24 protein-coding genes and 1 pseudogene are annotated in these 25,838 nt (G+C 41.9%); 10 read left to right on the top strand and 15 right to left on the bottom strand.

What is annotated here, in order from left to right:
• Window positions 1–283: 283 nt before the first annotated feature.
• On the top strand, window positions 284–1,111 hold the full coding sequence (locus ACXAD4_RS27225) for a hypothetical protein (protein WP_475245178.1): 828 nt from the start codon (window positions 284–286) through the stop codon (window positions 1,109–1,111).
• Window positions 1,112–1,851: 740 nt separating this feature from the next.
• Here ACXAD4_RS27225 and ACXAD4_RS27220 read toward each other — a convergent pair.
• Window positions 1,852–2,457 carry a hypothetical protein gene (locus tag ACXAD4_RS27220; protein ID WP_475245176.1) on the bottom strand — a complete coding sequence of 202 codons (606 nt, stop codon included), beginning with the start codon at window positions 2,455–2,457 and terminating at the stop codon, window positions 1,852–1,854.
• Window positions 2,458–3,121: 664 nt separating this feature from the next.
• The gene (locus tag ACXAD4_RS27215) at window positions 3,122–3,271 is read right to left on the bottom strand and encodes a hypothetical protein (RefSeq protein ID WP_475245175.1); all 150 of its coding nucleotides are present in this window, start codon (window positions 3,269–3,271) and stop codon (window positions 3,122–3,124) included.
• Between the two features lie 349 nt (window positions 3,272–3,620).
• Here ACXAD4_RS27215 and ACXAD4_RS27210 point away from each other — a divergent pair, with 349 nt between their 5' ends.
• Window positions 3,621–3,962 (top strand): hypothetical protein, encoded by a 342-nt coding sequence (locus ACXAD4_RS27210; protein WP_475245173.1) that lies wholly within the window; start codon window positions 3,621–3,623, stop codon window positions 3,960–3,962.
• Between the two features lie 201 nt (window positions 3,963–4,163).
• Here ACXAD4_RS27210 and ACXAD4_RS27205 read toward each other — a convergent pair whose 3' ends face one another.
• A complete protein-coding gene (locus tag ACXAD4_RS27205; RefSeq protein ID WP_475245172.1) occupies window positions 4,164–6,008 on the bottom strand; it encodes a hypothetical protein in 1,845 nt (614 codons plus the stop codon).
• 224 nt (window positions 6,009–6,232) lie between these two features.
• Between ACXAD4_RS27205 and ACXAD4_RS27200 the strand changes: the two genes are divergently transcribed.
• Both ACXAD4_RS27200 and ACXAD4_RS27195 read left to right on the top strand, forming a co-directional pair.
• Window positions 6,233–6,721, top strand: a complete 489-nt coding sequence (locus ACXAD4_RS27200; RefSeq protein WP_475245171.1) for a hypothetical protein — start codon at window positions 6,233–6,235, stop codon at window positions 6,719–6,721.
• A 2-nt stretch (window positions 6,722–6,723) separates the two neighbouring features.
• Entirely contained in the window at window positions 6,724–7,371 is a 648-nt protein-coding gene (locus tag ACXAD4_RS27195) for a hypothetical protein (protein ID WP_475245170.1), read from the top strand.
• A gap of 138 nt (window positions 7,372–7,509) precedes the next feature.
• Here ACXAD4_RS27195 and ACXAD4_RS27190 read toward each other — a convergent pair whose 3' ends face one another.
• Together ACXAD4_RS27190 and ACXAD4_RS27185 are read right to left on the bottom strand one after the other, a co-directional pair.
• Complete coding sequence (locus tag ACXAD4_RS27190; RefSeq protein WP_475245169.1) at window positions 7,510–7,815, bottom strand: hypothetical protein; 306 nt, start codon at window positions 7,813–7,815, stop codon at window positions 7,510–7,512.
• On the bottom strand, window positions 7,812–7,952 hold the full coding sequence (locus ACXAD4_RS27185; protein ID WP_475245168.1) for a hypothetical protein: 141 nt from the start codon (window positions 7,950–7,952) through the stop codon (window positions 7,812–7,814). Before ACXAD4_RS27185 ends, ACXAD4_RS27190 begins: the two co-directional genes overlap by 4 nt.
• A 675-nt stretch (window positions 7,953–8,627) precedes the next feature.
• On the opposite strand from ACXAD4_RS27185, the gene ACXAD4_RS27180 reads away from it, so the two are divergent.
• A complete protein-coding gene (locus ACXAD4_RS27180) occupies window positions 8,628–8,753 on the top strand; it encodes a hypothetical protein (protein ID WP_475245167.1) in 126 nt (41 codons plus the stop codon).
• Between the two features lie 535 nt (window positions 8,754–9,288).
• On the opposite strand, the gene ACXAD4_RS27175 is transcribed toward ACXAD4_RS27180, so the two are convergent.
• The 5 genes from ACXAD4_RS27175 to ACXAD4_RS27155 all read right to left on the bottom strand — a co-directional run bounded on the left by ACXAD4_RS27175 (window position 9,289) and on the right by ACXAD4_RS27155 (window position 15,235).
• Window positions 9,289–9,591, bottom strand: coding sequence for a hypothetical protein (locus ACXAD4_RS27175; RefSeq protein ID WP_475245166.1), 303 nt, complete (start codon window positions 9,589–9,591; stop codon window positions 9,289–9,291).
• A gap of 1,540 nt (window positions 9,592–11,131) precedes the next feature.
• Complete coding sequence (locus ACXAD4_RS27170) at window positions 11,132–11,812, bottom strand: GntR family transcriptional regulator (RefSeq protein ID WP_475245164.1); 681 nt, start codon at window positions 11,810–11,812, stop codon at window positions 11,132–11,134.
• Window positions 11,813–11,876: 64 nt separating this feature from the next.
• On the bottom strand, window positions 11,877–12,914 hold the full coding sequence (locus ACXAD4_RS27165) for an ADP-ribosylglycohydrolase family protein (RefSeq protein WP_475245162.1): 1,038 nt from the start codon (window positions 12,912–12,914) through the stop codon (window positions 11,877–11,879).
• Window positions 12,915–12,925: 11 nt separating this feature from the next.
• On the bottom strand, window positions 12,926–13,849 hold the full coding sequence (locus tag ACXAD4_RS27160) for a carbohydrate kinase family protein (RefSeq protein WP_475245161.1): 924 nt from the start codon (window positions 13,847–13,849) through the stop codon (window positions 12,926–12,928).
• A gap of 9 nt (window positions 13,850–13,858) precedes the next feature.
• Window positions 13,859–15,235 (bottom strand): MFS transporter, encoded by a 1,377-nt coding sequence (locus ACXAD4_RS27155; RefSeq protein WP_475245159.1) that lies wholly within the window; start codon window positions 15,233–15,235, stop codon window positions 13,859–13,861.
• Between the two features lie 1,442 nt (window positions 15,236–16,677).
• Between ACXAD4_RS27155 and ACXAD4_RS27150 the strand changes: the two genes are divergently transcribed.
• The 5 genes from ACXAD4_RS27150 to ACXAD4_RS27130 all read left to right on the top strand — a co-directional run bounded on the left by ACXAD4_RS27150 (window position 16,678) and on the right by ACXAD4_RS27130 (window position 22,477).
• Complete coding sequence (locus ACXAD4_RS27150; RefSeq protein ID WP_475245158.1) at window positions 16,678–17,013, top strand: Tn7 transposase TnsA N-terminal domain-containing protein; 336 nt, start codon at window positions 16,678–16,680, stop codon at window positions 17,011–17,013.
• A gap of 72 nt (window positions 17,014–17,085) precedes the next feature.
• Entirely contained in the window at window positions 17,086–19,002 is a 1,917-nt protein-coding gene (locus ACXAD4_RS27145) for a hypothetical protein (protein WP_475245157.1), read from the top strand.
• Window positions 19,003–19,015: 13 nt separating this feature from the next.
• Window positions 19,016–19,915, top strand: coding sequence for a TniB family NTP-binding protein (locus ACXAD4_RS27140; protein ID WP_187464514.1), 900 nt, complete (start codon window positions 19,016–19,018; stop codon window positions 19,913–19,915).
• Window positions 19,916–21,406, top strand: coding sequence for a TniQ family protein (locus tag ACXAD4_RS27135; protein WP_475245155.1), 1,491 nt, complete (start codon window positions 19,916–19,918; stop codon window positions 21,404–21,406).
• Between the two features lie 390 nt (window positions 21,407–21,796).
• Window positions 21,797–22,477, top strand: coding sequence for a hypothetical protein (locus ACXAD4_RS27130; RefSeq protein ID WP_475245154.1), 681 nt, complete (start codon window positions 21,797–21,799; stop codon window positions 22,475–22,477).
• A 32-nt stretch (window positions 22,478–22,509) separates the two neighbouring features.
• Here ACXAD4_RS27130 and ACXAD4_RS27125 read toward each other — a convergent pair whose 3' ends face one another.
• From ACXAD4_RS27125 to ACXAD4_RS27105, 5 genes and pseudogenes are all read right to left on the bottom strand, one after another.
• Window positions 22,510–22,812 carry a hypothetical protein gene (locus ACXAD4_RS27125; protein ID WP_475245153.1) on the bottom strand — a complete coding sequence of 101 codons (303 nt, stop codon included), beginning with the start codon at window positions 22,810–22,812 and terminating at the stop codon, window positions 22,510–22,512.
• Window positions 22,813–23,149: 337 nt separating this feature from the next.
• Complete coding sequence (locus ACXAD4_RS27120) at window positions 23,150–23,305, bottom strand: sunset domain-containing protein (protein ID WP_475245672.1); 156 nt, start codon at window positions 23,303–23,305, stop codon at window positions 23,150–23,152.
• A 96-nt stretch (window positions 23,306–23,401) separates the two neighbouring features.
• Window positions 23,402–24,085, bottom strand: a pseudogene (locus ACXAD4_RS27115) (endonuclease); the annotation flags it as partial.
• 144 nt (window positions 24,086–24,229) lie between these two features.
• The gene (locus ACXAD4_RS27110; RefSeq protein WP_475245152.1) at window positions 24,230–24,511 is read right to left on the bottom strand and encodes a hypothetical protein; all 282 of its coding nucleotides are present in this window, start codon (window positions 24,509–24,511) and stop codon (window positions 24,230–24,232) included.
• A gap of 40 nt (window positions 24,512–24,551) precedes the next feature.
• Window positions 24,552–25,631: a S1 family peptidase gene (locus tag ACXAD4_RS27105; RefSeq protein WP_475245151.1), complete on the bottom strand. Its 1,080-nt coding sequence runs from the start codon at window positions 25,629–25,631 to the stop codon at window positions 24,552–24,554.
• Window positions 25,632–25,838: the final 207 nt, after the last annotated feature.

Below are 25,838 nucleotides of genomic sequence, written 5' to 3'. Positions count from 1 at the left end.
TAGTGAAGAATTTTGGTTCTACGACCTAGGCCCTCAGACATGTTTTGGGGCAAAGGTGTGTTTGCCGCGATCGGCTTCAGCACACCTCTGGACATAAGTGATCTACAGCATATTCTAATTTAGTAACTTATGAATTACCTTAATTATGGAAAGAGTAGCTAATCTCGGTGTTCAGTAATGATGATGCTAGTAAGCAGCAATAATAGATCACAGCTTTGTAACTGTAGTCATTAGAAACGCCTTCTGTCAGAATATTGTAATCACTAAAAATCAAGGTTCTATTGTGTTAAAAAAACGTTGGCTGAAAGGGGTTAGCGCCATATTAGTAACCCTCTACTTATATTCCATGATAGCTCAACCACTATACATCAGTGGATTAGATGGATTAATGCGCACATGGAAAGAATGGCAAACTTTCAACGCTGGTATGATTGCAATTTTAGCTGCAATTATCAGTGCTTATGTAGCCCTTAGTCTTGATAAAAGTGCTCGCCAAAGAGAAACCGTACGAGCACTTGAGTTTCGACAGAATGAAAGAGAAAAGTTACGAGCCCAAAAGAGAGAAATAGATGAACAGAGACATCGAGAACTCATTGCTGCTTGTGCCTTTTTACCCGCATCATTAAGCTCAATACACCAATATGTCGAGGATGTAAGCAAGAAACTACTGATATTATATATGGTAAGAGTAAATAAAGAGGAATGTGACTTACGAAAATACGTTGAAGAGGTTCAAGCACCACATGTACCTGATGGTTATCAGGGTGTTTTTAAAGATTGTATAACTCTTTCATCCCCTGATGTGTCTGAACATTTAGTGTACATTTTGGTTCATTTACAGGTTTTTTCATCTCGAATGGCAAGTCTCGACCCAGAGCACTTAGGATATAGTTTTCCAGAAGAAATGCTCATTGACAGTATTAGGTTCCAATTGAAAATAGAAAGCTTATTCGACTTTGCTAGAAAAGGGGCAGAAGTAACTGAATTACATAGAAATGTTGACAGTTATTATTCTAGAATTGCTCGCTTACTAGACTATCAAGTTCAACTTGAAAGAGGTAATGACGACCGTATTGATAAATTCATTGATAGCGCTGTTAGAAGAGATTAATTGACTAACCTTATTATCGAAGTGAACAGGTATTGTCTGTTTAAGTATGAATAGTACCTATAGGCAAAGGTGTTTTTGCTATGTTCGACTTCAGCACACCCTTGAGAAAAAGCGTGTATCATGCCACATCGCAACACCTCTGGACATCATTTCCGAGTCAGTGAATCTACTAATTTAGATATGTGCGCATTACTTCGCGTAAGCCAAGTCGTGCCATAGTCTCTTGTTATGTTTCTTGTCCGAAGCAGGTAAACTTGATACTGTGTATCTGATTTTTTCAATGCTTAGTTTATATTTAACTAAGCATTCAGAGTTGGAGCAAGAGGGCTCAAGTATTGAGTTCGGTCGCGGTGTCTTGTCCTTGTCGGTATACTTCGCATCTTTTTACTTAATTGTAGTGACGGGAATGGGAGTGTCGGTTATGAGTATGAGCGAGATGTTTTCATGGTGCGGTGCAGTGCTGCGGGTTACCCAAGTGAGACAAAGTAACTGGATGAGAAAAAGAATCGCCTTCCCAATAGCCTGTTGAGGTTCAATTCCTCTTACCCGCACCAATTTTGGCCCTTGCAGACATATGTTCGCGAGGACTTTTTAATGCTTAAAACGCTACTGAAACATAACGCCTGCATAAGGGGCAGCAAAACTAAAGCGGCGATTGGTTAAACTTGGACGGAGCACCAAACTAATCGCCGCGTAGTTTTGATGTCCCAGGGAGCGAAGCGACCGACTTGATGCGATTGTTATGTTTGCACCGCACTTTTTATGGCTCCAACTTCGATAATTGCTTCTTTCTCAGGATCAGCCTTATCAAAGTAAATGATCTTGTCTCTCTCGACTTGTGCAGTAACAACAATCCCGTTTGGTTCTTCATTGTAGGTTCCACAAGCAAATCTCTCTGCGACTTCTTTATCGACAGTCCAAGATTGTGCGTATTCTTGCTTTTGATGCTCTTCGACGCAAAGGCCACGATATAAAGTTTGAAGAGGTTCAAGCTGATCCACATCGGACTTAGGCACATCACCTTTAGTAATATTTATCGGAGGCGCACCCCATTCAGATTGCCGGCATTTAAACAATTCAAATACTCCACCATCAAAAAAGCGAACAATATTGTTGTAAAATTCAAACAGCCAGTTATACAACTCAGAGCTTTCATCAAGCTTGAAAGGATTGATGAAGTTTAAAAACTGTTCATTGTCGCCCACTTTCATTGGAGCATCGAAATGTTCGATTAATTGAACAAAATAACTAGCATCCCCTCCAAATTTACCAAGCAAGCTTTGGTAGTACCCAGTAGGGTAAATTCTCATTGCTTCTAGCAATTTTATTGATTTTTCCGAAAACAAACCTTAACTCCGATCTTCAACAGCAAACATAACGCTTATTAGACGACTAACAGCCGCCTTTCACTCTCACATCTTGCCGTTTTTCACTTACTGACTCAATTACAGATCAATACCTTATCAACAATACAAGGAAGTTAGGTTACTAAGAGGTGCATAAATCCTAAATGAGCGGACTTCGCATTACTTGTTGTAGTGCAAATTCACATTAACATTATGTGAATGAGTATTGACTCTGAATCACAATGGTCGGATAAGCGACACTTGTTACCAAGTGCCGCTCTCCTAAGAACCGTACATGCAACTTTCACTGCATACGGCTCAAGCCTCCACTAAGGCGTACCGTGTTACCCACCGGCCATTGAAGCAGATTTTGCAATGTACATTTGAAGCTTTAATACTCACTATCAAGGTTTACGGCCATTAATAGCGGTATGGAGAGGCACTAACCTTTAAATATCAAAGTCATCATTTGCGTTTCTCCTTCAATAAAGTTCTTCAAATCATCTTGCAACGGGAGACCAGTTAGAAGTCAGCTCGCTTTCGCGCCAGATATAAACCCGTATCCGCATCATTACAACACGGCATTTGCTTCCTCTAACCTCCTTTACCTGCATACCCATCGGCGATCTTCACAGATTGCTTTCCCTGAGGGAGATATACAGGCTTACCCTGTTCCGTATGTTGCGTAAAACGTCAGGTTAGATGCCCACTCTAGTGCGGAGAGCATAGCGATCACGAAAGGGCATTGCCCAATCCCTTTCCAACTCTCGTCGCCATTTTGGCCACAGCGTATTAACCACTTCCGCTGCTTCATCACATAACGCACCTTAAATGGATTCACATACGTTCATCATACTGACACCCTAGCACTTACCCAATTTGTGGTTATCAGGAAGAACGTCCTCTCACGATTTCGTTCCCACTCAGCCTAACGACCAAGTTTCGTTACATTGTCGGATCCGCTACTTTATTCAGGATCCTAGGGTCACCTGGTGATACAGGAGGTTCACTCTTATCGTGGTGAACAACGCTTCATACGACTTCAGGTCGCACGGGCACAAGTGAGTCAGCGGCCCTCGTAGGCTACTGTACGACCGAGTTAAGTCATATCCTCTGAAATGTCAGATCGAGTTTGAGTCACTACAGCTCGCGATGTTTGCGTGATGCTCATTGATGAAGATCGACTTAAGCTCCTCGGGTTAACGAGAGACGAGTTTATCGAAAAGGAAAGTCGAAACTTTGATTACCAGACGTTTTACGGGGATATCATTCAGGAAGTTGTTGATATTAATTTGGGCAGAGAGGCAACCGCCGCTCTGGACACAGCACAACTCTTCGCGGCATACCAAAGCCGACCGTTATCTGAGCATCAAAAAATTCACGATAAGTGGGAGGATAACTTCCTGGAAGAACTCACCTTGATAGCCGAAGCTATGATGGTGGCTGTTAGCAGATCAGTCGCTAAGCATACGCAAAAAAAGATAACAACCCAACGTTATCATTGACTTAGCTATCACTGGCATTCAGAATGTATGTGTAGCGGGAGAGGCGTGAGGTCAGAATTTGAAAACATTGTGACCCAGTGCCTCGTGTACCCAGGTGGCGATATCAGATCGGCCTTTAATGAGGGTAGTTGACAAACTGGCTGTCAAAAACAACCTAGCAGGCAAGTCATCACCTGCCAGGGAGGCGGATAATTCAGCCCATTATTCCTTTGTTTTCAGCTCATCTTTCATCGATGCCCACAAGGGAAGCCGGAGATCAATATCTATCGGGTATTTGTGCTGACACTCGGTGATGGCTTTGCGCTGAGCTAAAATAGATTCGCTTGAATTCAGGATCCGTCGACTACCCTTCCCTTCTGTCTTTATCGGCTTTAGGTAACTGGGGATTTTTTTTACCCTTTCCCTGGCTTTGTTTTTGCCTTCGGGAGAGACATCGACATCCTTCCATTTCTCCATCAACATTTCATTAGGCCATAGTCTGTTTGGAGAAAACGTCTGTCCGTCGAGACTGATGGTCTGATGTTCACCCAAATAGCCGCTGACCTTAACAAGCGCGGTTTCCAAGTCGTCCTGCTTAGAAATGTTCGGCCTACTTAGCTTACCACTATGGAGCGTCATATTGACGAATAGATAAAAAGGCAATTGCTTATACAAGCAATGATGGATCAGGTAGGTCACAAACAGGGCTGCGTCGTCGACAGATAACTTTTCGGGTAACAAAGGTGATTTGGGGTGGAACTTTGGACAAAATGTCCCCTGTTCATACCTGAAGTCAGAATAGAGTACTGCAGCGATCAAAGAAGGGACATCGTGTAGCTTATTAAAAAGCCGCTTCTTACCCCGATTATCACACCAAAGACTGAGCTCATGTAGTGCTATTCCGTATGACTCAACGGGGATCGCAATCCTATGACTCCTGCCACGCTGTTCACCATAGCCGATATGTTCAAGCAATCTATCTCGAAGCGAAGCCACAACCTCATCCAAAAAACCCAGTTCATGAATGTTTTTCAAACTCACCAGATCAAGCTCAAGCGCCAACTTGCCATGAGACGGCCTGACGACTCTGCACACATTGGCAAATACCGACCGATTAAACCTCCCTTTCTGCTCCGGCTCCCAGTGCCTGGCAACATCGAAAGCCGCGTTGATTGCATCGGCCAGATTTTTCATCAACATGGACTTAAGATCGCCCGGGAAGGATGATTCAATGACTTCCGGGAACTCGTTCAAAAATGTTTTCAGATCTTCAAGAGTCAGTACCGATTCACACTTCTTCCTGATCTCACAGTGGCGCTCTAACTTTTCACAGTTATTGAACGAATGTGAAATCGTGAATCTTGAGAAAATAGAGTTCTTAAGTGAGTCCATAAACTTATCGAAAAAGATGTGTGGCTCGGACAGATCCTCAATGACAAGCAAGGGCTGAAACATGTCTACTGGATTCACCAGAGCCGTATGTAGCATGCCATGGTTATACATCGGCCTGGATGGCTGATTCTGTTCCAATATGGGATGTGAAACATAAGGCCGGAACGTCACATGCTCTGCCTGTATACGTGAGAGCAATCGATACTTAAGCGCTGAGAGTTCTGATTTTTCGCCCCATTCTCCCGGTGCTTCCTGTCCATTTGTTTGCTTTGCGTCCTCTTTCGCCTCCAGAGCCGGTGAATCATCCTTACTTAAGGTCTGAATGACCTCAACTATCCCTATCCCATCATCGAGCATCTTCAAAACAAAATGCACCAGCGAGAGGTCTACAGGTTGATTTTCCCGGGGGGTATGGTCACTACAAATTTTATAAGCCAAGTCAATCAACAGCATCCGACCCTGAGCATCACTGATAGACGAATTGAAACTCTCGTTATAACAGAATTGCCGACTATAGATAGCCAGGGTCAACACCTGTTCCCAGGCGAATTTGTGCACGTCAGTATAGGACTTCGAGAGCTTTTTGTGATCAATCCCCCATTTATCGCGAAGGAGTAAAAAAAATTCCTCCGCCTCTTCCGGCCCCAAAGGGGTCTCCGCTTCGTTAGCGCTCATAATTTGCCATCCCTATAGCTAATAAAGGTGGAAGCATCTTAACAGCCATTTGGAAATATCTTAAGCGTCTGGGGAACCTTAATCTCTCATTTATTAAATTATCCTCCCTTATTGGCTAATTAGTTGTATTTTTAACGCCAAATGAAGCAGTTTCACTTCCCTTAATACGACTGTAAACTCAATTTTGAGTTCAGTCCTGGTTAACCCAAAAAGGAAAACAACTTATGAAATCTGACATTCTGTCAATAAAGACCACTGAAGAACTGAAGAAGGCGGGATCGCCGGATAAAATCAAAACGTTGCTGCAGGCAGACCTCCCGCCGTTTATCGCCATTAAAACCCAGACGGACGAGGAGCTCCTCCAGGCCATTGAATGGGTCTACGAGTACCACATCCGTGAAAAGCAAGTGTTTATAAGCGAACGAGCCAGGGTGATTTTCTGCCTTACCGAAATTGACGGCGAGAACAGGACTGAGCAGCTGGGTTTCCTCGATCACTTTTACACCCAGTCAGGCCGTACCGAAGCAAAACGCTGGCGAAATAAAATCAGTCATATCTTGAGAGCTGACCTTTATCACGATGAAAAAACAAGGCTAGCCTTCGAGAATTTAAAGGCCCTGTTAGAGCAAGCGAACATCCCCATGGATGACTTTGACACAGTAGAAAACATATCCGGCGAACTGGCTGCCGCTGAACTGGAAAAAGGGGAATAATCATGGCAACGGAAAAGAATGAACTCATGGTTATCCCGCTCACTGCAGAGGATTTAAATCTCCCGGAGCCTCCTGCCGCCTTAAGCCCGACAACAGGCAAAAAGGTTAAAGAAACGGTGGAAAACCACTCCGTAAGAACCCCGGATGGCAAAACCGGAATAAACGCCAAAGGGACAAAAATACTGCTGAATACAGACGATGTCGGGGCGAAGAAGTTCACGGCCGAACAACGCGACAAAGACAAGTTTAAGTCCGGCGGCGAGTGGTACATTCGCACCCCGGCTCTGAGAAAAGAAATCGATAATCGAATCGAAAAACCCTACGACGCGCAAAAAAGAGAACATCTGCGCTACGCTTCCACCTGCCTGGTGAAAGTTAGGGACAACCAGGAATCCGAAAGAGATCGCAGCGTAGAGGAGGTGAAGATCAGAAAAGGCCAGAGAACACTTAAAAGCCAAAAGATTGCCCGGGACGGCGTGACGCATTGCGAGCGTTCCGGTGAGCCGCTGGCCGCCAACGCGGAGGCCCATCACACAATCCGTCGAGCAGACGATCCGGACAAGGCGTTAGATCTGGACAACATAGAACTTCTCAACCCTGAGGTTCACAGTCAGCATCATGAGGAGGAGCGCCGGGCAGCAAAAGCCTAGCAGACCGCTCTGCTACTCCGGGTTGATTTGCATAGGGTGGTCGTGACAATGGCATATGCCGCTTCTAAGCCTTACCAAAGGAGAAAAGCGGCAACCTGTGAATGGCGTCCTGGGTGAACCTTGGGCGCCATATCCGTTTTAGAGATAAATATCGCCGATCAACATGAACGTGTGATCGCAGCCGTTCCAGGGATAACGGATCCACTGGTCATCTTCCAGCAGCATCCAGTTTCTCAGCAATTTGGGCAAATGGTGTCGCTTAAGGTTAAACAGGCGCATTAAATCTTCGGCATCGACGGGCCGGATCGCCAGCCTTTTGAGGTGGGGACGCCCGGTAAGGTAACTGACTGGCTTATAGCCCGCACGATAAGCCATGAAATGCTTGTAATGGCGGCGTGAGCGAGCCATGAACCGATACGCAGTGTTGAAGCGAACATCGGTCACCTTTCATCGGCCATCTCCATCAGTCCGTCAAGGTGCTTGATCATCTTCTTCTTAAACCACGCGCAAAGCTTTTCGTCATCCTGCTTAAACCAGAAGCGCATGGTCACATTGAGAATGGTGAGCAGGTTTTTTTGCATGATCTAGGTATCTTCCAGTGCCGCCTTGCTTCCAAAGAACGCATCACTGAGTGCAAGCAGCTCCACGCCTTCTCCTGCTACCAGCTGACGGTCGGCAAGATGGAAATGGCACGTACCTTTGATGGCAGTAACACCTCTTCGGTCACGCCGTCCAGATGCTCCAGGATAAAGGCGGAATTGGCCCGGGTCTCCAGCTTCAGGCAGGCCATAAATATTCGACCCGCCCGGCTTCCAACCAGTACTGCCGAGTCGACCCGCCAGGACGGGAAATATATTATATTTAGTGGAAATGTTCACCAAGGTAGTTGGAGGTTTTTAGATCCCTTGACACTAAGCGGCCCCTGGCTGTTTAGTAGTGTGAACAAGCTTAAAAAGAGCCACTTCATGTTCACCACACATACGTTCACTAGCTTTCCCAATTAATTATTTTCAACATCGATGACTAGGTGTGATTATTGTTCACCAAAAGCAAAAGACTAAAGACGCTGAGCAGGGGGCGCGCTGCGCATGGTTCATCTCACTGAACGATCTCAGCTATGGTCTCGGCTGCCGACCATCTGCGGTTCTGATAACCTGTGAGCGCAGCCTTACACGCCCTAGGACGTCTGTCGACACCAGTGGTACGATCTAAAATAAGGTGTCAAAATTGGCTTCGGTCAATTTTAAGGAGCGTAGATGGATCTGTACGACTGGATGAAAGAACGCTTTGCTAAATTTCCACTTGTGTCAGCTGAAGATGCTTTGAACCTGCTTGGCTACGAAAATGCTGCAGATGCAACAGCGATTATCAATCAAAGATAGAACACCAACTTTTTGTTTTCAATTTTTTTGATGATGACAGCTAGGTAAAAGTGCCGTTGTTTTAGATAGGTATGAGAAGTTCCGAAGTATTTGAAACGGTGCCAAAGTTATGTGCAATATTGTCACCCTTGAGCGACATCGGTGTCTACCACTGGTTAACAAGCTTTAGTGAAGACCTTTCTTGTACGCCATCAGAAGCGCTTCAGAAGCCAGAGCTCGAGGAAAAATTGTTATAACTAGCAGGCCTTTTCGTATCGCATAGCACACTTCGCGAATTAAACTATAAACCTGATTCAAACTAGTGTTTGTTCGTAGAATCGACACTATGTCATTTCGTCGAACACTCGATCTGATAGATTTGCTGATAAGTCACAACCAATCCATACACTGTGGCTTCTTCATATGTTGATGTTGTCATTACTGAGGGAACATGGCGGGATAAATACCAACCGATTCTGTCATGCTCCTATATTCTAGTTCTCAAGTTACGCACCTGCCTTACACGTCGATATTCATCGACTGTGATTTTTTAATCCTAAGCTCCCTGGTGTTGAGTTTTTCTTCTATCTGGACGCTGGGCGATATGATCAACACCGTATTTGGCGAGCAAGTCATTCACTGCTTCAATCATCAGGTCGTGCACCTTTACAACCTTTCCTGTCGCACCTGATACATCTAACGCTAATTGATTCAAAATTAGTCGAGTCTCCTCATAAGGACGGAAAGGTATGCTTTTCCTATCATTACCAGTGCCATTTTCGGAGATACGAGATGCAACGCCCTCTTGTAGGTTTTTAAATTTTTCTGTGCGGTTTAGTTTATTAATTTTAACTTTCATTGCGTTTTCATCTAATGGATTAAAACCAGCACTTTAGCGTTTAAAATATCAGTGTAAACCCATAAAAAATATGATTAATAACCATGTATCCAATCAAATTGATTTTTGTGCTTTTCACGCTAATTTTGGGATGCCCCGCCCAGTAAAGGGAAAGAGATGTTTGTATCCCAACAAACATTTCAAAGGGAGGATCCATTAGGGAATAAAATATTTTGAAGCCTTGAGTTCAACCGTTCAAGAAGTAAGCAGTATCACTGTAACTAACTTACTTCGGGGCAAAAGTGATTTTACCTTTGTTACTACCAAGCAGTTCTTGACCACCTACTACATTAAGACGTTGCTAAAAGCTCGTTGAAATAGGAACGTAACTTTCGAATTGACCCTGGTTACACAATTTCCCTATCGACCGGAACATCAGCCCATTAGTCGACAGTAAAGTATCATTTTTAATACCTTACTGTTCACTTAACTGAAACCGGAAAATCATTAATTTGTATGTCAGCCCGTCGCTCGAAGACCTTTAGGCCCTAAGCCCCTTGTACGAAGACCGGCCTAAAAAAGCATCGATTTACTATTGGATAGAAAACTCACATCAGCCTTAACACCCTAAATAAACTTTGTGGAAAACCAAATAGCATCCCTACCATTCACTTCCATGATGACTCAATAACTGTGCTGAACTGAGACAATGAAGATGGCTAAATGCTGACGTTTTCTTGCCCACACAACCTTAACTTACTGTGTAAGCCAACTCTAACAAGGTGATGATCATAAAAAATTCATCACAAAAATTCGCCTTTATTACTCTCTACAACCTGGACAGCCTTGATGTCCAGCCCACCCTGCAAAACAATTAAAGCCATATTTATCAGTAATATAAACTCAAAACAATAATCTCATTTTGCCGGACAGAATCCCAAATGAGACTGGAACCGACACAAACTGACGCCTTCTTACTCTTACCATCTAAAACCACTGTGTAAACAAACAGCTTGAGTATATTTACATACAAACCACACAAACAATCAAAAGCTATTCACAAACTGAAGTTCTCGCCCTTCGCAGATCACGTTGCACAACTTTACTCTCAACGATTCATCGGAATCGCTTTATGAGAACTTCCACACTGTGCATTTATTAGTACAAAACATTGAAATATTGAGACTTTACTGCATGTGTAGAGATTATACTGTCCCTTATTACCTAGAAGTCCCCGAAAAGTGTAGATTTAACTTCCTATTTTCATCATCGGTAACACTAATTCGGTGCAAATAGCGCTGAAATTTACTTTTCGGTTTAAAAAATATCTTTTAGGCGCTGATTAAAGGCAATTTGCGAGTGAGTCAGGCAGTTAGTTCTAACTCCTAGTGAGAAGCAAGTAGATAGCGATGGTGATTTTTCATGAAAATTAATTGCTTAACAACAAAACGCATATCAGATTATTGGCAAGCACCTAACTTGGCCACCGCTTTCTGGTAGCACTGAGATGCAAAACAAACTTAAGTAAACAGCTAACGACCATCACATAAAACCATGAATCTTAACAACTAATCACTATCTCGCCGTAGTATTTAGATAGGATAAAATACTCAGTATCTTCTATGACAACACCTCGCTTTTCCATCACTCGACAAACATTGAGAATCGGTTCAAATTTATTGATTGAAAGTAAGTCCGCAGTCTGACGATCTGGCAATACCGCATCAATTGACTCACGAATTTTGTCGTAGGCTAAATGACAATGTTGACTTATCTCTTTGTATAGCGACCCCTGGTCAAGAAAACGCTCAATGTTAAATCCGGGCACTCGGTTTACATAGATAATGTTTTTTTCGGTCGCAATCACTTTTGAGCCTAGATATCGGTAACGTAAAACGTGTAAGGCTTCATCTCTCATCTCATGCTTCAATATACGAGTCTTAAATTCTCGCTTAGTATCATAGGATAGTGTCATACCTTGCTTTAAGTCATGAACAACAGGGATCTTTTCAGGCGCTTTAACGACACGAGTCCCAACGCCTCTTTGCGAGCTGATAACGCCTTTCTGAAGCAGAACTTGCCAAGCTTTCCTGATCACGATATCGCTTATATTGAATTCTTGACAGAGGAACTTTTGTGACGGTAATGGAGAACCGATAGGATATGTGCCATCAATAATACGGTTAGTAAGGATATCTACGGCTTGGGCATAAGCCGGTTTATACGAATCTTTATCAATCATAGTCCCTCCAAGAGTAGCCATTGTGTCAATGGCTACTCTTGCTGTCCATGTTGTAAGTCACAGGCTAAGCAAAGGTTTTCTCTACTTGTTCAGCATAGAGCTTGAGATCATATTGGTTCGCTTCATTGATTGTTTTAATGAAGCGGCTTTCTAATGCATCCGCTCCGTGAAGCGTTCCAACAATTGCACCTAGCATCGTCGCAATGGTATCCGTGTCATCACCAGCATTAACCCCGGCATAGATCGATTCGTTTGGATTGTTGCCACAACATGCCAATATGCCAAAAACAGCAGGAACAGCCTCACTAATATGAATGCCACAACCAATGACATCGGCAATCTCAACAACTGCATCTTCCCAACGTTCAAACTGCTCACCGATTCGAATTGCCAGCTCCATACGCTTGATGACGCTGGGGCCGGCTAGTTCAATTGCACCTTGCTGCTGTGCAAACTTGTACCCGTCATGAGCATATCGAAGCGCCGCTTCAAACACATCCGTTAACTCGTTAGTATCAAAGCTTGTCAATACAGCACCGGCTACTGCGCTAGCACCAGATACCGAGAGCACGTTATTATGCGTAAACTTAGTGATCTCATAGGTGTTTTTAATCAGCTTAGATCTATCGTTTAAGCTCATTAAAGCAGCCGGCCATATCTTCATTGATGCACCGTTGGTCGCTCCAAAGTTGCCATTATTAATGATTTCAACCGTTTCATTAGAAGAGCTGACACTCTCTTGAAGCGAAGCTCGAGTATCTGAGAAAATCTTTTTCATCGCCGCTCGAGTAGAAGGCCCGGTGAAATTTGGATAAAACGGGTAATCTAACCAACGCCTGAAGGCCTTTTTCATCACCTCATCGTTAAATTGACCTTGATTCGCTATTAGTTCATCCATGATGTACTTAGCCTGAATGAAGTCATCAGTACACATTCCAGCCGAGTTACAGCGACCATATGTATCTTGTGGTGGCGCATAAAAGTCTTTTACATCACCACCAAAGTATTCATGGATTTGTTTAATAGATCTAACTTCTGTTGCAGCACCCATGGCGTCGCCCGTTGCTGCACCTACGATACAGCCTAAAATTTTATTATGCATAATCTTGTAACTCACCTATGACTGAAATGTTTTTGTATTTGCTCTATTGTCGGCTGGGGTTCAATCGCCCCTTTTCCTCCGACGACAATAGCACCAACATAGTTAGCAACCTGTAAATAGCGTTGCATCTCATTTATAGATACCTCACCGTGATTAGCCGTCATGAGATAACTCAATGTTCCGCTAAATGCATCACCGGCGCCGGTTGTATCTACCACTCGGGCTTCCACTCCATGCGTTGAAATTAACTCTCCGCTCTTTAATAAGTCACACCCTTGTGAGCCCTTAGTAACTACCACACACTGACAACCCCAAAGGTGTGCATGCTTTATTGCTTGGTTGTAGTCACTTGCACCGGTTAGGAACAGCAGCTCTTCATCAGAGAGTTTGACTACTGTTACCTTATCGATAACATCAAGATTGCTCTTAATAATTTCGTTGCGATCGGATTCCCACTGTTCTTCACGGATATTGGCATCATAAAATGTCAAACCACTTAGCTTATTGACTTGCTCAATAGCTTGATGAACCACTGAACGCTCTTCTCTAGCAATAAGACACACACCAGATATCACTAAGTGGTCACCCTTTTTGAATGACGGAAGATCATCGCTACAGACGCAACTCTGTTGGGACTTAGAAGTAACGAGCTCAAATGTACGCTCTCCAAAGCTGTCCACCGTCACCTTTACGACTGAAGTAGCACCACTCTTCTTCGCAGCAACAAACTCCCCTCTGACTCCTAAATGGCTAAGTACCTGAATTAAAAACTCACCTTCGTTATCTTGTCCAACAGTCGCAACAAGTCCAACATCACCACCTAAGCGACTAATCATCGAAGCAATATTGGCTCCCGTCCCTCCAATGACTCGCTGCTTGGTACTCTCTCCTGCATAAACATCAAGCGAGAGGTCTCCCATCACCCAATGTGTCATCGTCGCCTCCTAAGCAATCTCTACTTGTCTCTTACCAGCATCGTCTTCACTAGTCGTATCAACTCGTTTAATTTTCTTAGCAATCGAGTTGTAGTAATCATTAGTAATGATGTACTTCGACATGATGAACGCGACAACCAAGCAAATTGCACCAGGGATAAGGGTTACCATCAGATTAATACCCAATAATGATTTCGCAGTTTGGGCAACATCGGCTTGGTAACCAAAGTAGGCCAGTAACATCCCTAAAATCCAACCTGCAATACCCATCCCGAACTTTTGGAAGAAGCAGATACCGCCAAACGAAAGGCCTGAAACACGCTTTCCTGTTTTAACTTCACCATAATCCACAGCTTCTGCGATAGATGCCCAGAATATAGGCAGATACATATCAGCACAGAACCACAAGCAGAAGATGAAGACGAAAGCGAGAGGTAAAGAACTTCCATCAACAAAGAAGTACATCAATACAGCTAATACAGCCGTTGCGATCTGACTCCATACGATAAGTTTGATTTTGCATACAAACTTAACAGCCCATGTAGTCGCGATCATTGCCAATAAAGACGCGACAACACCTGTCGTTAGTATTGGAGAGATCAGCGAATCACCACCATCTAAGAAGTATTTAGCGTAATAAGGAGTAACTGAGCCACGGATCACCGTGCCAACCATAATGAAGTTCAGTGCGAGACACAGCAAAACCCACTGGTCGTTTTTCACTAGATATTTGAATTGGGTCTTAATTGGTTCATTTGATACCTCAGGCTTTATTCTTTCTTTTGTCGTAGAGAAACATACCAAGAGAGAGATAGTCCCTAGTACCGCCATGATACCCATTGCACGCTGATAACCTAACGCAAGGTCACCTCCACCGATGCTTTCTGCCATCAGTGGCACCGCGACAGTCACTAAGAAAGCAGCAACTTTCACTAACACAAATCGGTAACCATTCGCCTTCAAGCGCTCTTCTGGATTATCAGTGATCACACCAATCAAGGACACATACGGTATTGTCACGGCTGTGAACATTAAGGTAATGAAGATATAAGTACAGTACGCCCAGATCACTTTGCCCTGATAGCTAAAGTCTGGCGTCATGAAGGTTAGATAAACTGCGATACCGAAAGGTATTGCAAGCCACAGTAGGAAAGGTCGGTAGTGGCCATGTTTAGAACGAACTTTATCCGTGATCATCCCCATCACAGGATCAGTAAAAGCGTCGATAAAGCGAACAATCAAAAAAAGTAGCCCCATGTGTTCTGGTTTGAGGCCAAATATATCGGTATAAAAGTAAGCAATTATTAATTGCATGGCAATTATGACGATGTTGACAGCCATATCACCAAGAGAAAATCCTATTTTTTCTTTAGTTGTTAAGATCATTGTCCTGCCCTCTTCTTGAAGTACAGACATAATCTCAAACTCAAAATTGTTTAAAACGTATACTTACATACGTTTTGAACTCAGTCATATAAAACTGGCTCTACCCTCTATTTTTCGTTAGCTGGGTATAATTTTTAGAGACGTAGCATTGATAAGCACTATTTCGCTACAAAACCAAAATTAACGAAATCTAGATACCAAGTGTAAATTAGCTTCTATTGGTTATTTCTCGGTATTTTAATTAAATATTGAAAATTAATGACGAAACAAAAAAGAAAAAGTTATGCATTGTGCATAGCAAACTAGTTACAAAGTAACTCTACTCACTGCTGCTACAACACAACCATCAAGTAGACACTAAGGTATCGCTTCTAATACCTTACTGTTCACTTAATTGAAAACAGAAAATCAGAAATACATGGCCAACCAGTCTCATCCGATGGCATGTTTGCCCTAGGATCTTACTAAGCAAGCTGTTCTAGAGACGCATCTATTTACTATTAGATAGCGAACTCACATCAACCATACCGTATACCTAGCATACATGTCGTGACGCAACATCTCACTATCAATGTTCAGAAATGTACCGAAGAAATCTGCATCTACCGGAAACCCGAATTCAGATTAAATCTGCCTTTGAAAATAAACACTTAATATTCAGTTCGCTAACTACTTCTTATCAGTCTCATTCACCCGGAAAGGATTTCATGTGAGACTGGAAAGCACACAAGCACACACCCTTTCAATGCCATGCTGAAACAAAAAGTACATATAGTTGAAACGATAAAGACAACTTCATGCTGACATTTTTTGCCCACACCTTCTAAAAGCACTGTGAAAGTAACCAGATTGAATGTTTCACATGCAAACCACACGTACGATAAAAAGCTCTTCACAACTGAAGTTCACGCCACTCCCAGATCTTACAAGTTAGAACGATTGATCTATAACACTATCGTTTCATATCAAGCTGTACATTTTTCGTTCAACAATTAGTCATTATCTTATTGTGAAGAATTCTCACCAATAGTATTGAACACCTCCGCGCTGTGCATTTATTAGACAACTCAGTGCTTTAAAAAAAGCCAACACTCAAAAAAACCAAGAAAAAAATCAGTTCATAAAATTTTTATTTTTCCGCTTAACTTGAGCATTATTTATTACAATACTAACGAATAACCAAGCAAAAATAGTAAAAATAAGCATATTTAATATCAATATAATTAACTGCACAACTTAATGAAATAGTTGAACAAAATAAAAAACAATTATAAGAAACCACCAAAAAACCCAAAAAAAACAAATCTAAAAATATTCACCAAAAAGAATCCAATTAATTATAACAATACTAACCAACGCATGAAAAAATATAATTTCTTAGACTTGAAACTATATTTTTTGCCGCTATCATTCAGCATCACCAAGTCAATCGGAATGAATTTATGAGAAGTATCAAAAGACACTCCAGAGTGAGTAACATTTACAGAATTAAAAGTCTTAAAGCTGGCGTAACATTTAAACTTGAGAGCTTAGGAGAAGTTTGCCAGGCTTTAATCAACGAATTAGACATTAATGTTATTTCTCAGTGTGCACAGCCATTTACCATCAAATACTGGTTTAATGGTAAGCAGCATCACTATACTCCTGATTTTCTCGTAAAAATGGCAAATGGAGAATGGCGTGTAATTGAAGTAAAACCAAAGAACCATGTAAAACCATTCAAAGAAAAATTTGATGTTATTCGGATCATTTTAAAAAAAAAGGGATCACGTTCCTGATTAACAGTGATGAGTCATTATTTAACTACAAGACATTATTCGACTTAAACAGCAGATATACAAAAAAATTCTATGTTTAATATTAAGCAACTAAATACTAATGATGCAGTCATGTACAACCATGAGGAGTACATCCTCAAGCACATCGGCTCTAACTATTATACTTTCTATCATGAAGATAAAAGACCTTTATCCCTAAGTATCACAGAAGTCTGTGAGGCTATACGTGAGAGTAAGTTAGATGTTGCACCTGTATACAAGCAGCCGACTTTAAGTTCAGTACATACCCTATCTGATAGGGAAAAAGCAATATGTACCATGAAGTTAGCTCAAGCCTTCAGGACTGAGAAAAATATCACAACTAAGGCTATCAAGGAGGTTGCTGACAAAATTGGCGTACCCGCACTTGGCAAATCCCGCTTATACGAACACTTATCTAATGCTCGCAAATACGGTTGGTACCTGGAGGTTTTTTTACCGAAGCATAAACAAAAAGGATTTAGAGGTTCACGTTACCCTGTATTCCTTGAACATAAAGCAGAACAATACATATATAAACATTACCTTAAAGGAGGAAAAGTCACACAGCGTTCATTATATGATAGTTTTAAGGGCTACTGCCTGACCGATCTAAATTTATGTGACGTTGATGTCCCTTGTATCGAGTGGTTTCGCCAGCAACTCAAAAAAGTTCCTCAGTTTGAAAAAATCAAAAAGCGTAAAGGTTCAGTTGCTCTAAAACAAACCATGAGGGATTATTTCCAGCGATTTCATGTCGAGAATATTCTCGATAGGGTCGAATTTGATTTCTACAGTCCGAAGACTCTACTGATTACAGAAACTGATGGAAAAGAAGAAATCTCTAGCCGAGTTTTTTTCTGTGTTGCCATTGATACTTACAGTCGTATGCCATTAGCAATTGTTACTCTTTCGGAAAGAGGGGAAAGTGCAAACTGTTTCCGCCTATGTGTCAAACAAGCAATGCAAAATCCAATATTGTCCACAATTACTGGGGACGCAATTTATTGTTGTGGCCTTATCAAACAGATTGTTGTTGATGCTGGTTCTGGTTTTAGTCAAGAGAGTTTCATCAACAACCTTGTTGGTGATTTTGGCATTCTCTATCAAACCACAGAAGTCCAAGCTCCTTATAGAAAGCCGTATGTAGAAAATTTTATCTACCAAATAAAAAACCAATTCGAGGTAACGCTACCGTGCTCCTATGAAGACATTCGTGATGAAGGAAAAAAGGACAAAATAAATAAGCGAAAAGCCATCACTGTGGATAAGTACCTGGAGTATTTAAACAGTTGGATTGTGGACTCATATGCAATAACAAAGCAAACGGGTGATACTAAAACGCCTCTCGAACGTTGGCAATCTTCATTTGAGCGAACCAAACCATTTTTACCAGACGATTTCGATATTCGTTTTTCTCGCTCTGGAACTTTAGAAACAGGGAAAGCTAACTATAGGAGCGGTATCAACAAATACTATACATTTTACAACAGCCCTGAACTACAAAAGCTCCTCGATATCGAGCGAAGTATTGATCTTCAATTCTACGTCGAGCCTCTAGATATGAGCTCAATTTTTGTAATAAACCCAGGCACTTCAGAACTACTTAGGGTTCCTTCAATAAAACCTGTAATACAACCAGGAACAACGCTGGAGGATCATTTAGCGCAGATGAAAACTTTACGCAGACACAAGCCAGCAGAGGCCTGTATTGCCGAGTATAAGATCCGGGAAGAAGCACATAAAACAGCGAAACGAGTTAAAGCTGAGCCAGCCGTAAATACTGCAGGAAACAAACCTAAATCAGACGCGAAAGATGCAAGAACTGGCTATGAAGCGTGTGAACTAACTGAGGAGCTACTCAACGAAACAGTTCATTTGAACCAGAGTGGAAAAGTAACAAAACAACGCACAACAACTCGCCAGCATCAAGATGATGACTTCGGCATGACGACATTTTCTAAAAAATAGAGAGATTATTTGTATGAATGTATTAGAACAACTCCAAAATAATTACATTATGCACAAAAGTGCAAAACTCGCCTTCAGAAAAATTGAAATGTGTATAAATAGTACTGTTGATGGTGGAACTCCTAGAAGTGTACTGATCCTTGGAGACGCAGGTGCCGGCAAAACAGCAATGCTAGAGGTGACCAAAACTCACATCATAAAAAACCACCCTCACGAAGACATTAACTGCGATACTTTTCTTTTTGTTGAGGCCCCTTCACCATCGAGCCTCAAAGCCTTGCAAAGTGCATTTTATGAAGAAATGGGGGCATCAAAATTAGATAACCAAAGACATACAGAAGCTCGACGAACTAAGCAAATCATAGAGCTGATAAATAAACATGGATATAAAGTCATCGCCAATGACGAAGTTCATCACTTTACGGAAAAGTATAAAGCCAATCATGAATCAGTCGTATGTGACTTCTACAAAACCGTCATGCGCGAAACAGGGTGTGCTTTCATCCTAGTAGGCAAACCTGTTGCAGAAAAGCTCGTTCGATCTGACGATCAATTACGACGCCGTTTTCTTGGCACCTCTCGGCTAGAGCGCTTCGCTCCTCCTCATAAGGGGAACCGAGAGTTTCAAGCCTTTGTGAACATGTATCGCGAAGCTTGCCCTGTAGATCATGTCGATTTCAGTGACGACTTTCTTACCCGTCTATATATTGCTTGTGACGGTCTTCCAGGACTCTGGCATACATTAATAGAGCTGGCTATTAGGACAAACCCTGCCAAAAAGCTAATTGACATGAATGATATAGAAAGTGCTTTCGAGAAAGAGTTCCAACCATCAGATGTATTGGGTTTTAACCCATTTGAGGCTAGCTTGCTCGACGTTGAACACTGGCTCAAAACGAGCTTTGAGGCATAGATGATGGGTAAATTGAAGCTACCATACTCGTTGACTCCAGAAGCCAATGAATGTGTTCAAGGGTTTATCGCTCGACTCGCAGAAAGTAACTGCTGCATAAACACCAACGAAATACTAAATGCATGCAATGTAATGCCAAGTCATTGTACTAATTTCAAACAAACAGGTTCCTATACATATGTCATCAAAGTTCTACAAGCCCTTGCAGATGAGTGCGTACAAGAAACCATTAACCACTTCGAGCAGCAAGCAACTGAAACAAAACTATCACCACTGCTTAAGAGTGTTGCCCGATATTGCCCAGCTTGTCTGGCTCATTCAAGGATTCAAAACATTGATTGGCAGATTTCACTCAAGACGCACTGTGCCAAGCATGGTATTCAACTTATAGATAAATGCCCATCCTGTAATGAGTCTTTATCTTTTGAAGCAATAAACGATGATTGCTGCAGCTATTGCTCCTGCCAGTTGAGTGAATTCAGAGACACGTTTGGTTCTTTGCCGTCTTACCTAAACGGTCTCATCAATCTGAGAGGAAAAGCACTCAAGGATGCATCCAAAAGCCTTCTCGATACAGCAGGACAACTACTAAGACCATATGACCAACTACCTGGCAAATCTGAATACCTAGAAAATTATACGATTCCAGATCTTGTTGAGATCCTTACAGCAACCTATGAGTTACTAACAAAACCAGCAGCCCGTAAACAATATGCGCTCGAGATTGAACAGGCTCGCAAAGATATGGAAGTGATCAGTCATGATGCTATGCAATACCCAAGTATCGTAATCGATACATCCATCATCTCGGCTTATAACTCACCCTGCCTCACACCATCTTTCACAAAATGGCAGGCAACGAAAGCTATAAAAAATAAGGTTAGAAAAGCATTTAAGCTACAGGGACAAGAAATTAATAATGAGTCCACCAGGTTCATCGGCGATTTATGGGTCGTAGAACAAATGCTTGGTTCAACCTTTGAAGAAGTATCATCTCTAATTAAGGAAAAAGTGATCGTACCGTTCAAAAGCGCCAAATCTATCTCTGGTATGTTATTTGACCTAAGAGACTTTGCCAAGCTACTAGCTGTAATCCCCCTTGCCGAAGGAGATGCAGAACACTATCTTTGTCTTGAATCCATTCGAAAAGACTTTTTGTTTGAGAAATGCGGCAGTTCGCTTGGGGAGCTACTTACAGACCAGCGCATTCAAACTTACAGGACTTCAGTTAATCACGGATTTCATTCTCTATGTTGGCGAAAAACTGACCTGGAAAGCTGGAGCTCACAGATGCTGTCACAAAAAGAATTTTATATGACAGCAAAAATCGTCAAATTACTTCTTGGCATTAACCAAACAGAGCTCAATACGCTAGTTGCCAAAGGACAAATTCGTCGCTGCAAGACAAACCCACATATCAACAAAGCATTTTTCCACTCTTACAATTCTCAAGATGTGGAAAAAGTGCTCAAAATCAACACATCTAACTAGCCTCATTCAAAGAGCAGCTACCTTGCTGCTCTTTCTTTCATCTTAATAGCTCCAATTTTAAGACCTTCTAGCAAACTTCCTTTCTGTATATTTATTAGTCACGCCATTTAAACTACATTTAGATAAGAAGCCGAAGCCCCCCATGTTTTTATAACATGCTGTTTTTCCAGCTTTATATTTGTAGTTAGAAAAATTCCGGCTTATTGCCCTTAATTAATTTCCGGCTTTCTTTGGATTCAGCTTTAACTAGTTGATATAGCTATTAACGATTTCCGGACTACTTACCACTTTTCCAACACATGATGAACACTGGCATCCTTTCATTCTTTTAATCCTAATACGTAAGTATATAATTCCATGTAAGAAGATATAGAACACATGGATGTAGTCATGAAGAATCGCTTAACCGCCTCAGTACAACTCCTCTTAGCCATATCTATTTTTTACTTGGGATACACGATCTACTCGTTTACCAACACGATTAATAAAGTGGTTGATACGTACCCGCAGATGATGGCAGATATCAATGCAACAGCTGACAAGCTTGAGATTGAGCAGTGGTTATTACTGGCGAAAACCTTTGAACAGCTCACTCCACAGGCGCTGTTGTTGGCCGACGACATACAAACGACCATAGAGGGAGTGAACCAAACCGTTGCCTCGGTAGATCAGAAAATTCCACGCCTGCTAGATGAAGTTCATGCAATACGCAGTGAAACCATCCCTTCGGTTATCCAAACCGTAGACACAGTTAACAGTACTACACTCCCTGTAGCCCTTAATGAAATAAAGCATTACCGGACAGATGTAATACCTGTGGTGTTGGTTGAATCCGAAGAGTATAGAAAAGGAACAATTCCGGCGGTGCTTGCTGAGTCTGAAAAAATACGACAAGACGTACCTGTTATCCTCGCAAAAACAGATGAGATTGTAGAGAAAAGCGAGCAGTTAACTCAGCAGGCGACACAGGGTGCGGTCAAAGGTGTACTTCTTTCCCCTGTTAACCTAATCCGGGATGCTGGCACTGGCCTAATCAATATTCCATCGACATCCGAATCTGATCCTGAGTAAAAACCTGACAGTAATCCAAGGCTGCGCTTGGATTACTTATTTTTATTCTTCAATGAACTCACGATAAACACGATACCCATCATGCTTTGAATCCCCATCACAATAAGAAAGAGGCGTAGTGATATTTCGCAGGCGATGATCTGATTTCTTGACAAAAACGCAGCAGAAGTTACAACATCATCCCAATAGAAGAAGAGTACGGCAGGAAAGAGTGACAAAGTAATGGCAAGACCTTTGATAAACCAATGCTTAGACCGCCACTGCTCAGGGGAATGGATCCTATAGCGCCCAGCCGTCCATAAAATTGCCGCTATGATTACCACTAAACTTTCCATACTCACCCGAATCAGCAAATCTAAACAAATTTAAAATTACCATCAGGAATACTTATCGAAAAGCTGATAATTGCGGTGTGCGATATCGGCATATAAAACAGTCAGAGTTTTGCAACACGAATAACTGGATACACAGATAAATATATAATTACATTTAGAAACACCCAGCCAACTTAGTGCTTATCACTATTACAAAGCCAACAACTGCAAATTATGGAATCTCATTTCTCTATTTTGAAGAATATAATCCGCTTAATTTACAATCATTCACATACAAGGGTTAAACGGGGGGGAGACTTGGCTGAGCAAGCACGCCCAGCCAGATTTACAAATAGGATTATGAACAGTTGCCTGCTTTTCGGTAACCGGCGGATAACGCTTCTTGCTCAGAATGGAAATTGACAATGTTCTTTGAGCTAACACGATCATAGCTAGGACAACCAACAGGCAAGTGGTAAACCTTGCTGTTCTTATTGCCTCGGATATAACTCATCTCATCCGTTACCTTGCTGGACTCTTTCAATTTGACGGCGGTTTTTAGCCCTTCCCCACTATTCTTATGCCCCACCTGCCAGACCGCTTTGCCTGTAACGAACGGATTATCATTACCCATTTGTTTAGCAATTCGGTTGTTACGCTCTAGCTCCCATTGCGACACTGGGTACTGCCTATCCCAGGCCACCAGTAAACGCTGCTGTTGGGTAGACATCGATAAGTTATAGCGATCGAACATATAAAAATAGGTTCGAGCAATCTGGCCTTTAACCTCATCTCTCGGCTCAGCTAACCGGCTCTTAAAATCTACTTTGAAATCACATTGCCCGTATTGACGAGAAGAAGCATTGAATTGACTGAAGTTGAAGTTTGAACGGTCGCCATTCACCTCACCGATAGAAGGCGTTAGATTGTGCATGTCGGCTTCCATTGCAGCAAAGACAGGATCGTTCTTCACACAATTTTTACGACCACCTTCCTGCCAACATTGTCTGGCACGACCAAAGTTAGACGCCGGAACAATATGTTCCCATTCAATCCGCTGGGCACGATTTTGGTTTTTTCGCACTTCGTACCCGCAGCTATCTAGATCAACACGACCACCACTTTTCCCCATAAAAGTGTAGTTACACCCGCAGTAGAACGTACCATTCTCTGTCTGGTCGAAGTAGACATGTTCTTTCGCTAACACTTTGGCATGACTGAAATTATTCGGAGCAGCTGCGGCGGTTGTTGATAAAAGAAGAGCGAATATAGGGAATAATAATGATTTGGTCATTTCTCATGCAACAAAGGTATTGATAAGTTGCACTAGAATGACACAACACTATAGATAATTCGATAAATATCTAGCCATAACTATCTGTTTAGCCATGATATGCACGTAGATATTTACGCTAACTGTCTGAAATCTCATTTATAGTCAGTGGCGGCGTTTTTCATCATTTTTCGAGGTAATCTCTGTGTTTCTTAACAAACGCCCCCAAAAATGCAGCAACCCAATACGTGTACGGATCGCCTCAGCCCAGTAAACTCCGATTAGCACTCCTAGCATGAAGCCAACTGGAATAGCCAACATACTCACTAATCCAAAGTCTTGTATATAAACAACAAAACCGAAAAGCATAAAAAGCAAAGCGGGAGATATCGCAATAGATACCCATAAAACTAACTGTATAAAGAAACCTATTGCGACTTCAAACATTCATTATTTCCAATTGCGTTTTAGGCTTTTCCTGTTGTACCTAACAAGCTTTGCGTCTTCTTGTATAAGTGAGTAGCGAGATCAGTAGCAATGACAGATAACCTAATGAGCCACCACCTGATGAACTTTTCTTCTGTTCTGAATCTCGCGATTCAGGATCTTGTACATCCGGACCATTTTTTTCTGGGTGAAAGATATCAAACACAAAATTTGAATTTGGCTCTTGGTAATCAGTAATTTGTTCTAAAATCCACTCTTTTGCTCCGCTAACCTGAGTAAATACATCCGGGTAATCGCTATTGGCACACCTAGATTTATGAACAAAGCTTGTAATTCCCACTAAGCGATAGCCTTTATCCGCATCGGCAGCATGAGATTTATCTTGCCAGACAAGTGGGCCACCACTGTCACCATTACACACCCCAGCATTTTCTGAGTTTGCGCAGACATAATTATCACCGAACTTCGAGAACCACTCATCCAATCCCCATGCTTGGGCACAGCGTTGATCATTCACACCAGTAAGCACAGTTTTTTGTAGATTTAGTCGCTTTGTATCTTCCAAAGAAGAGTCATTAGATGTTCTCCCCCAGCCAGATGAATAAACATTGCTATCCGTTGCCAAATCTAACTCGAGATCTAATGCTTCTTGCTCAGTTAAACTTAACATTTTTATTGCTGTAGCTTTTTTGGAAACTGGGTATCGTAATTGAATTAAAGCGATATCTTTATAAGGGAGCTCTTTATAGTAGTCAGGGTGAATAATCACCTGTTTAGCAACAGATACCGACATATCATTATCTTTCAGTGAGGTCATTCCTGAACCCACAAAAACATCACTAGCGTTGGCTACATTGTAATAACTATCGTTCATGGAAACGTCAACACAATGAGCTGCTGTCAATATCCAATTGCTATTTAACACAACTCCACCACAACTGGAATTGCCCTTGGTTTCATCATGTACTTCAACATAAACCTGCCAAGGAACTTCTTTCGTTGCCGCTTCGTTACCGTTAATAATTTTTGGTGTGATGTTTGCGTATGCACTTGTTGTGTTTGAGAATAAAGCAATAACAGCTAAACCCAATAGTTTTTTGGGGGTCTTAACCACTGACATTATTATACCTTTGAATTGTTATTTATATTTTCGATGAGTTATATTTATAAAATTAGAATTTTGAAGTTAAAGTATGTAAACAAATGAGAAGCGATTGTTATTAATCATCTACTGTCTTATTACCACAAAGAGAGCAGATGGAATGCCTTTCAAATTCGTTCATCGACGCAACAAAAGGGCCTAAAAACCACCCTGCTACAAAACCTT

Source organism: Photobacterium sp. AWH4_225 (assembly GCF_056158405.1).
This window is presented reverse-complemented; position numbering and strand designations above follow the sequence as displayed.

Bases quoted from the DNA above. Each gene is read 5' to 3' on its own strand.
- ACXAD4_RS27215 (WP_475245175.1), bottom strand. From the start codon at position 3,271: ATGAAGCAGCGGAAGTGGTTAATACGCTGTGGCCAAAATGGCGACGAG.
- ACXAD4_RS27210 (WP_475245173.1), top strand. From the start codon at position 3,621: ATGCTCATTGATGAAGATCGACTTAAGCTCCTCGGGTTAACGAGAGAC.
- ACXAD4_RS27205 (WP_475245172.1), bottom strand. From the start codon at position 6,008: ATGAGCGCTAACGAAGCGGAGACCCCTTTGGGGCCGGAAGAGGCGGAG.
- ACXAD4_RS27200 (WP_475245171.1), top strand. From the start codon at position 6,233: ATGAAATCTGACATTCTGTCAATAAAGACCACTGAAGAACTGAAGAAG.
- ACXAD4_RS27195 (WP_475245170.1), top strand. From the start codon at position 6,724: ATGGCAACGGAAAAGAATGAACTCATGGTTATCCCGCTCACTGCAGAG.
- ACXAD4_RS27185 (WP_475245168.1), bottom strand. From the start codon at position 7,952: ATGCAAAAAAACCTGCTCACCATTCTCAATGTGACCATGCGCTTCTGG.
- ACXAD4_RS27180 (WP_475245167.1), top strand. From the start codon at position 8,628: ATGGATCTGTACGACTGGATGAAAGAACGCTTTGCTAAATTTCCACTT.
- ACXAD4_RS27175 (WP_475245166.1), bottom strand. From the start codon at position 9,591: ATGAAAGTTAAAATTAATAAACTAAACCGCACAGAAAAATTTAAAAAC.
- ACXAD4_RS27170 (WP_475245164.1), bottom strand. From the start codon at position 11,812: ATGATTGATAAAGATTCGTATAAACCGGCTTATGCCCAAGCCGTAGAT.
- ACXAD4_RS27165 (WP_475245162.1), bottom strand. From the start codon at position 12,914: ATGCATAATAAAATTTTAGGCTGTATCGTAGGTGCAGCAACGGGCGAC.
- ACXAD4_RS27160 (WP_475245161.1), bottom strand. From the start codon at position 13,849: ATGACACATTGGGTGATGGGAGACCTCTCGCTTGATGTTTATGCAGGA.
- ACXAD4_RS27155 (WP_475245159.1), bottom strand. From the start codon at position 15,235: ATGATCTTAACAACTAAAGAAAAAATAGGATTTTCTCTTGGTGATATG.
- ACXAD4_RS27150 (WP_475245158.1), top strand. From the start codon at position 16,678: ATGAGAAGTATCAAAAGACACTCCAGAGTGAGTAACATTTACAGAATT.
- ACXAD4_RS27145 (WP_475245157.1), top strand. From the start codon at position 17,086: ATGTTTAATATTAAGCAACTAAATACTAATGATGCAGTCATGTACAAC.
- ACXAD4_RS27140 (WP_187464514.1), top strand. From the start codon at position 19,016: ATGAATGTATTAGAACAACTCCAAAATAATTACATTATGCACAAAAGT.
- ACXAD4_RS27135 (WP_475245155.1), top strand. From the start codon at position 19,916: ATGATGGGTAAATTGAAGCTACCATACTCGTTGACTCCAGAAGCCAAT.
- ACXAD4_RS27130 (WP_475245154.1), top strand. From the start codon at position 21,797: ATGAAGAATCGCTTAACCGCCTCAGTACAACTCCTCTTAGCCATATCT.
- ACXAD4_RS27125 (WP_475245153.1), bottom strand. From the start codon at position 22,812: ATGGAAAGTTTAGTGGTAATCATAGCGGCAATTTTATGGACGGCTGGG.
- ACXAD4_RS27120 (WP_475245672.1), bottom strand. From the start codon at position 23,305: ATGAGTTATATCCGAGGCAATAAGAACAGCAAGGTTTACCACTTGCCT.
- ACXAD4_RS27110 (WP_475245152.1), bottom strand. From the start codon at position 24,511: ATGTTTGAAGTCGCAATAGGTTTCTTTATACAGTTAGTTTTATGGGTA.
- ACXAD4_RS27105 (WP_475245151.1), bottom strand. From the start codon at position 25,631: ATGTCAGTGGTTAAGACCCCCAAAAAACTATTGGGTTTAGCTGTTATT.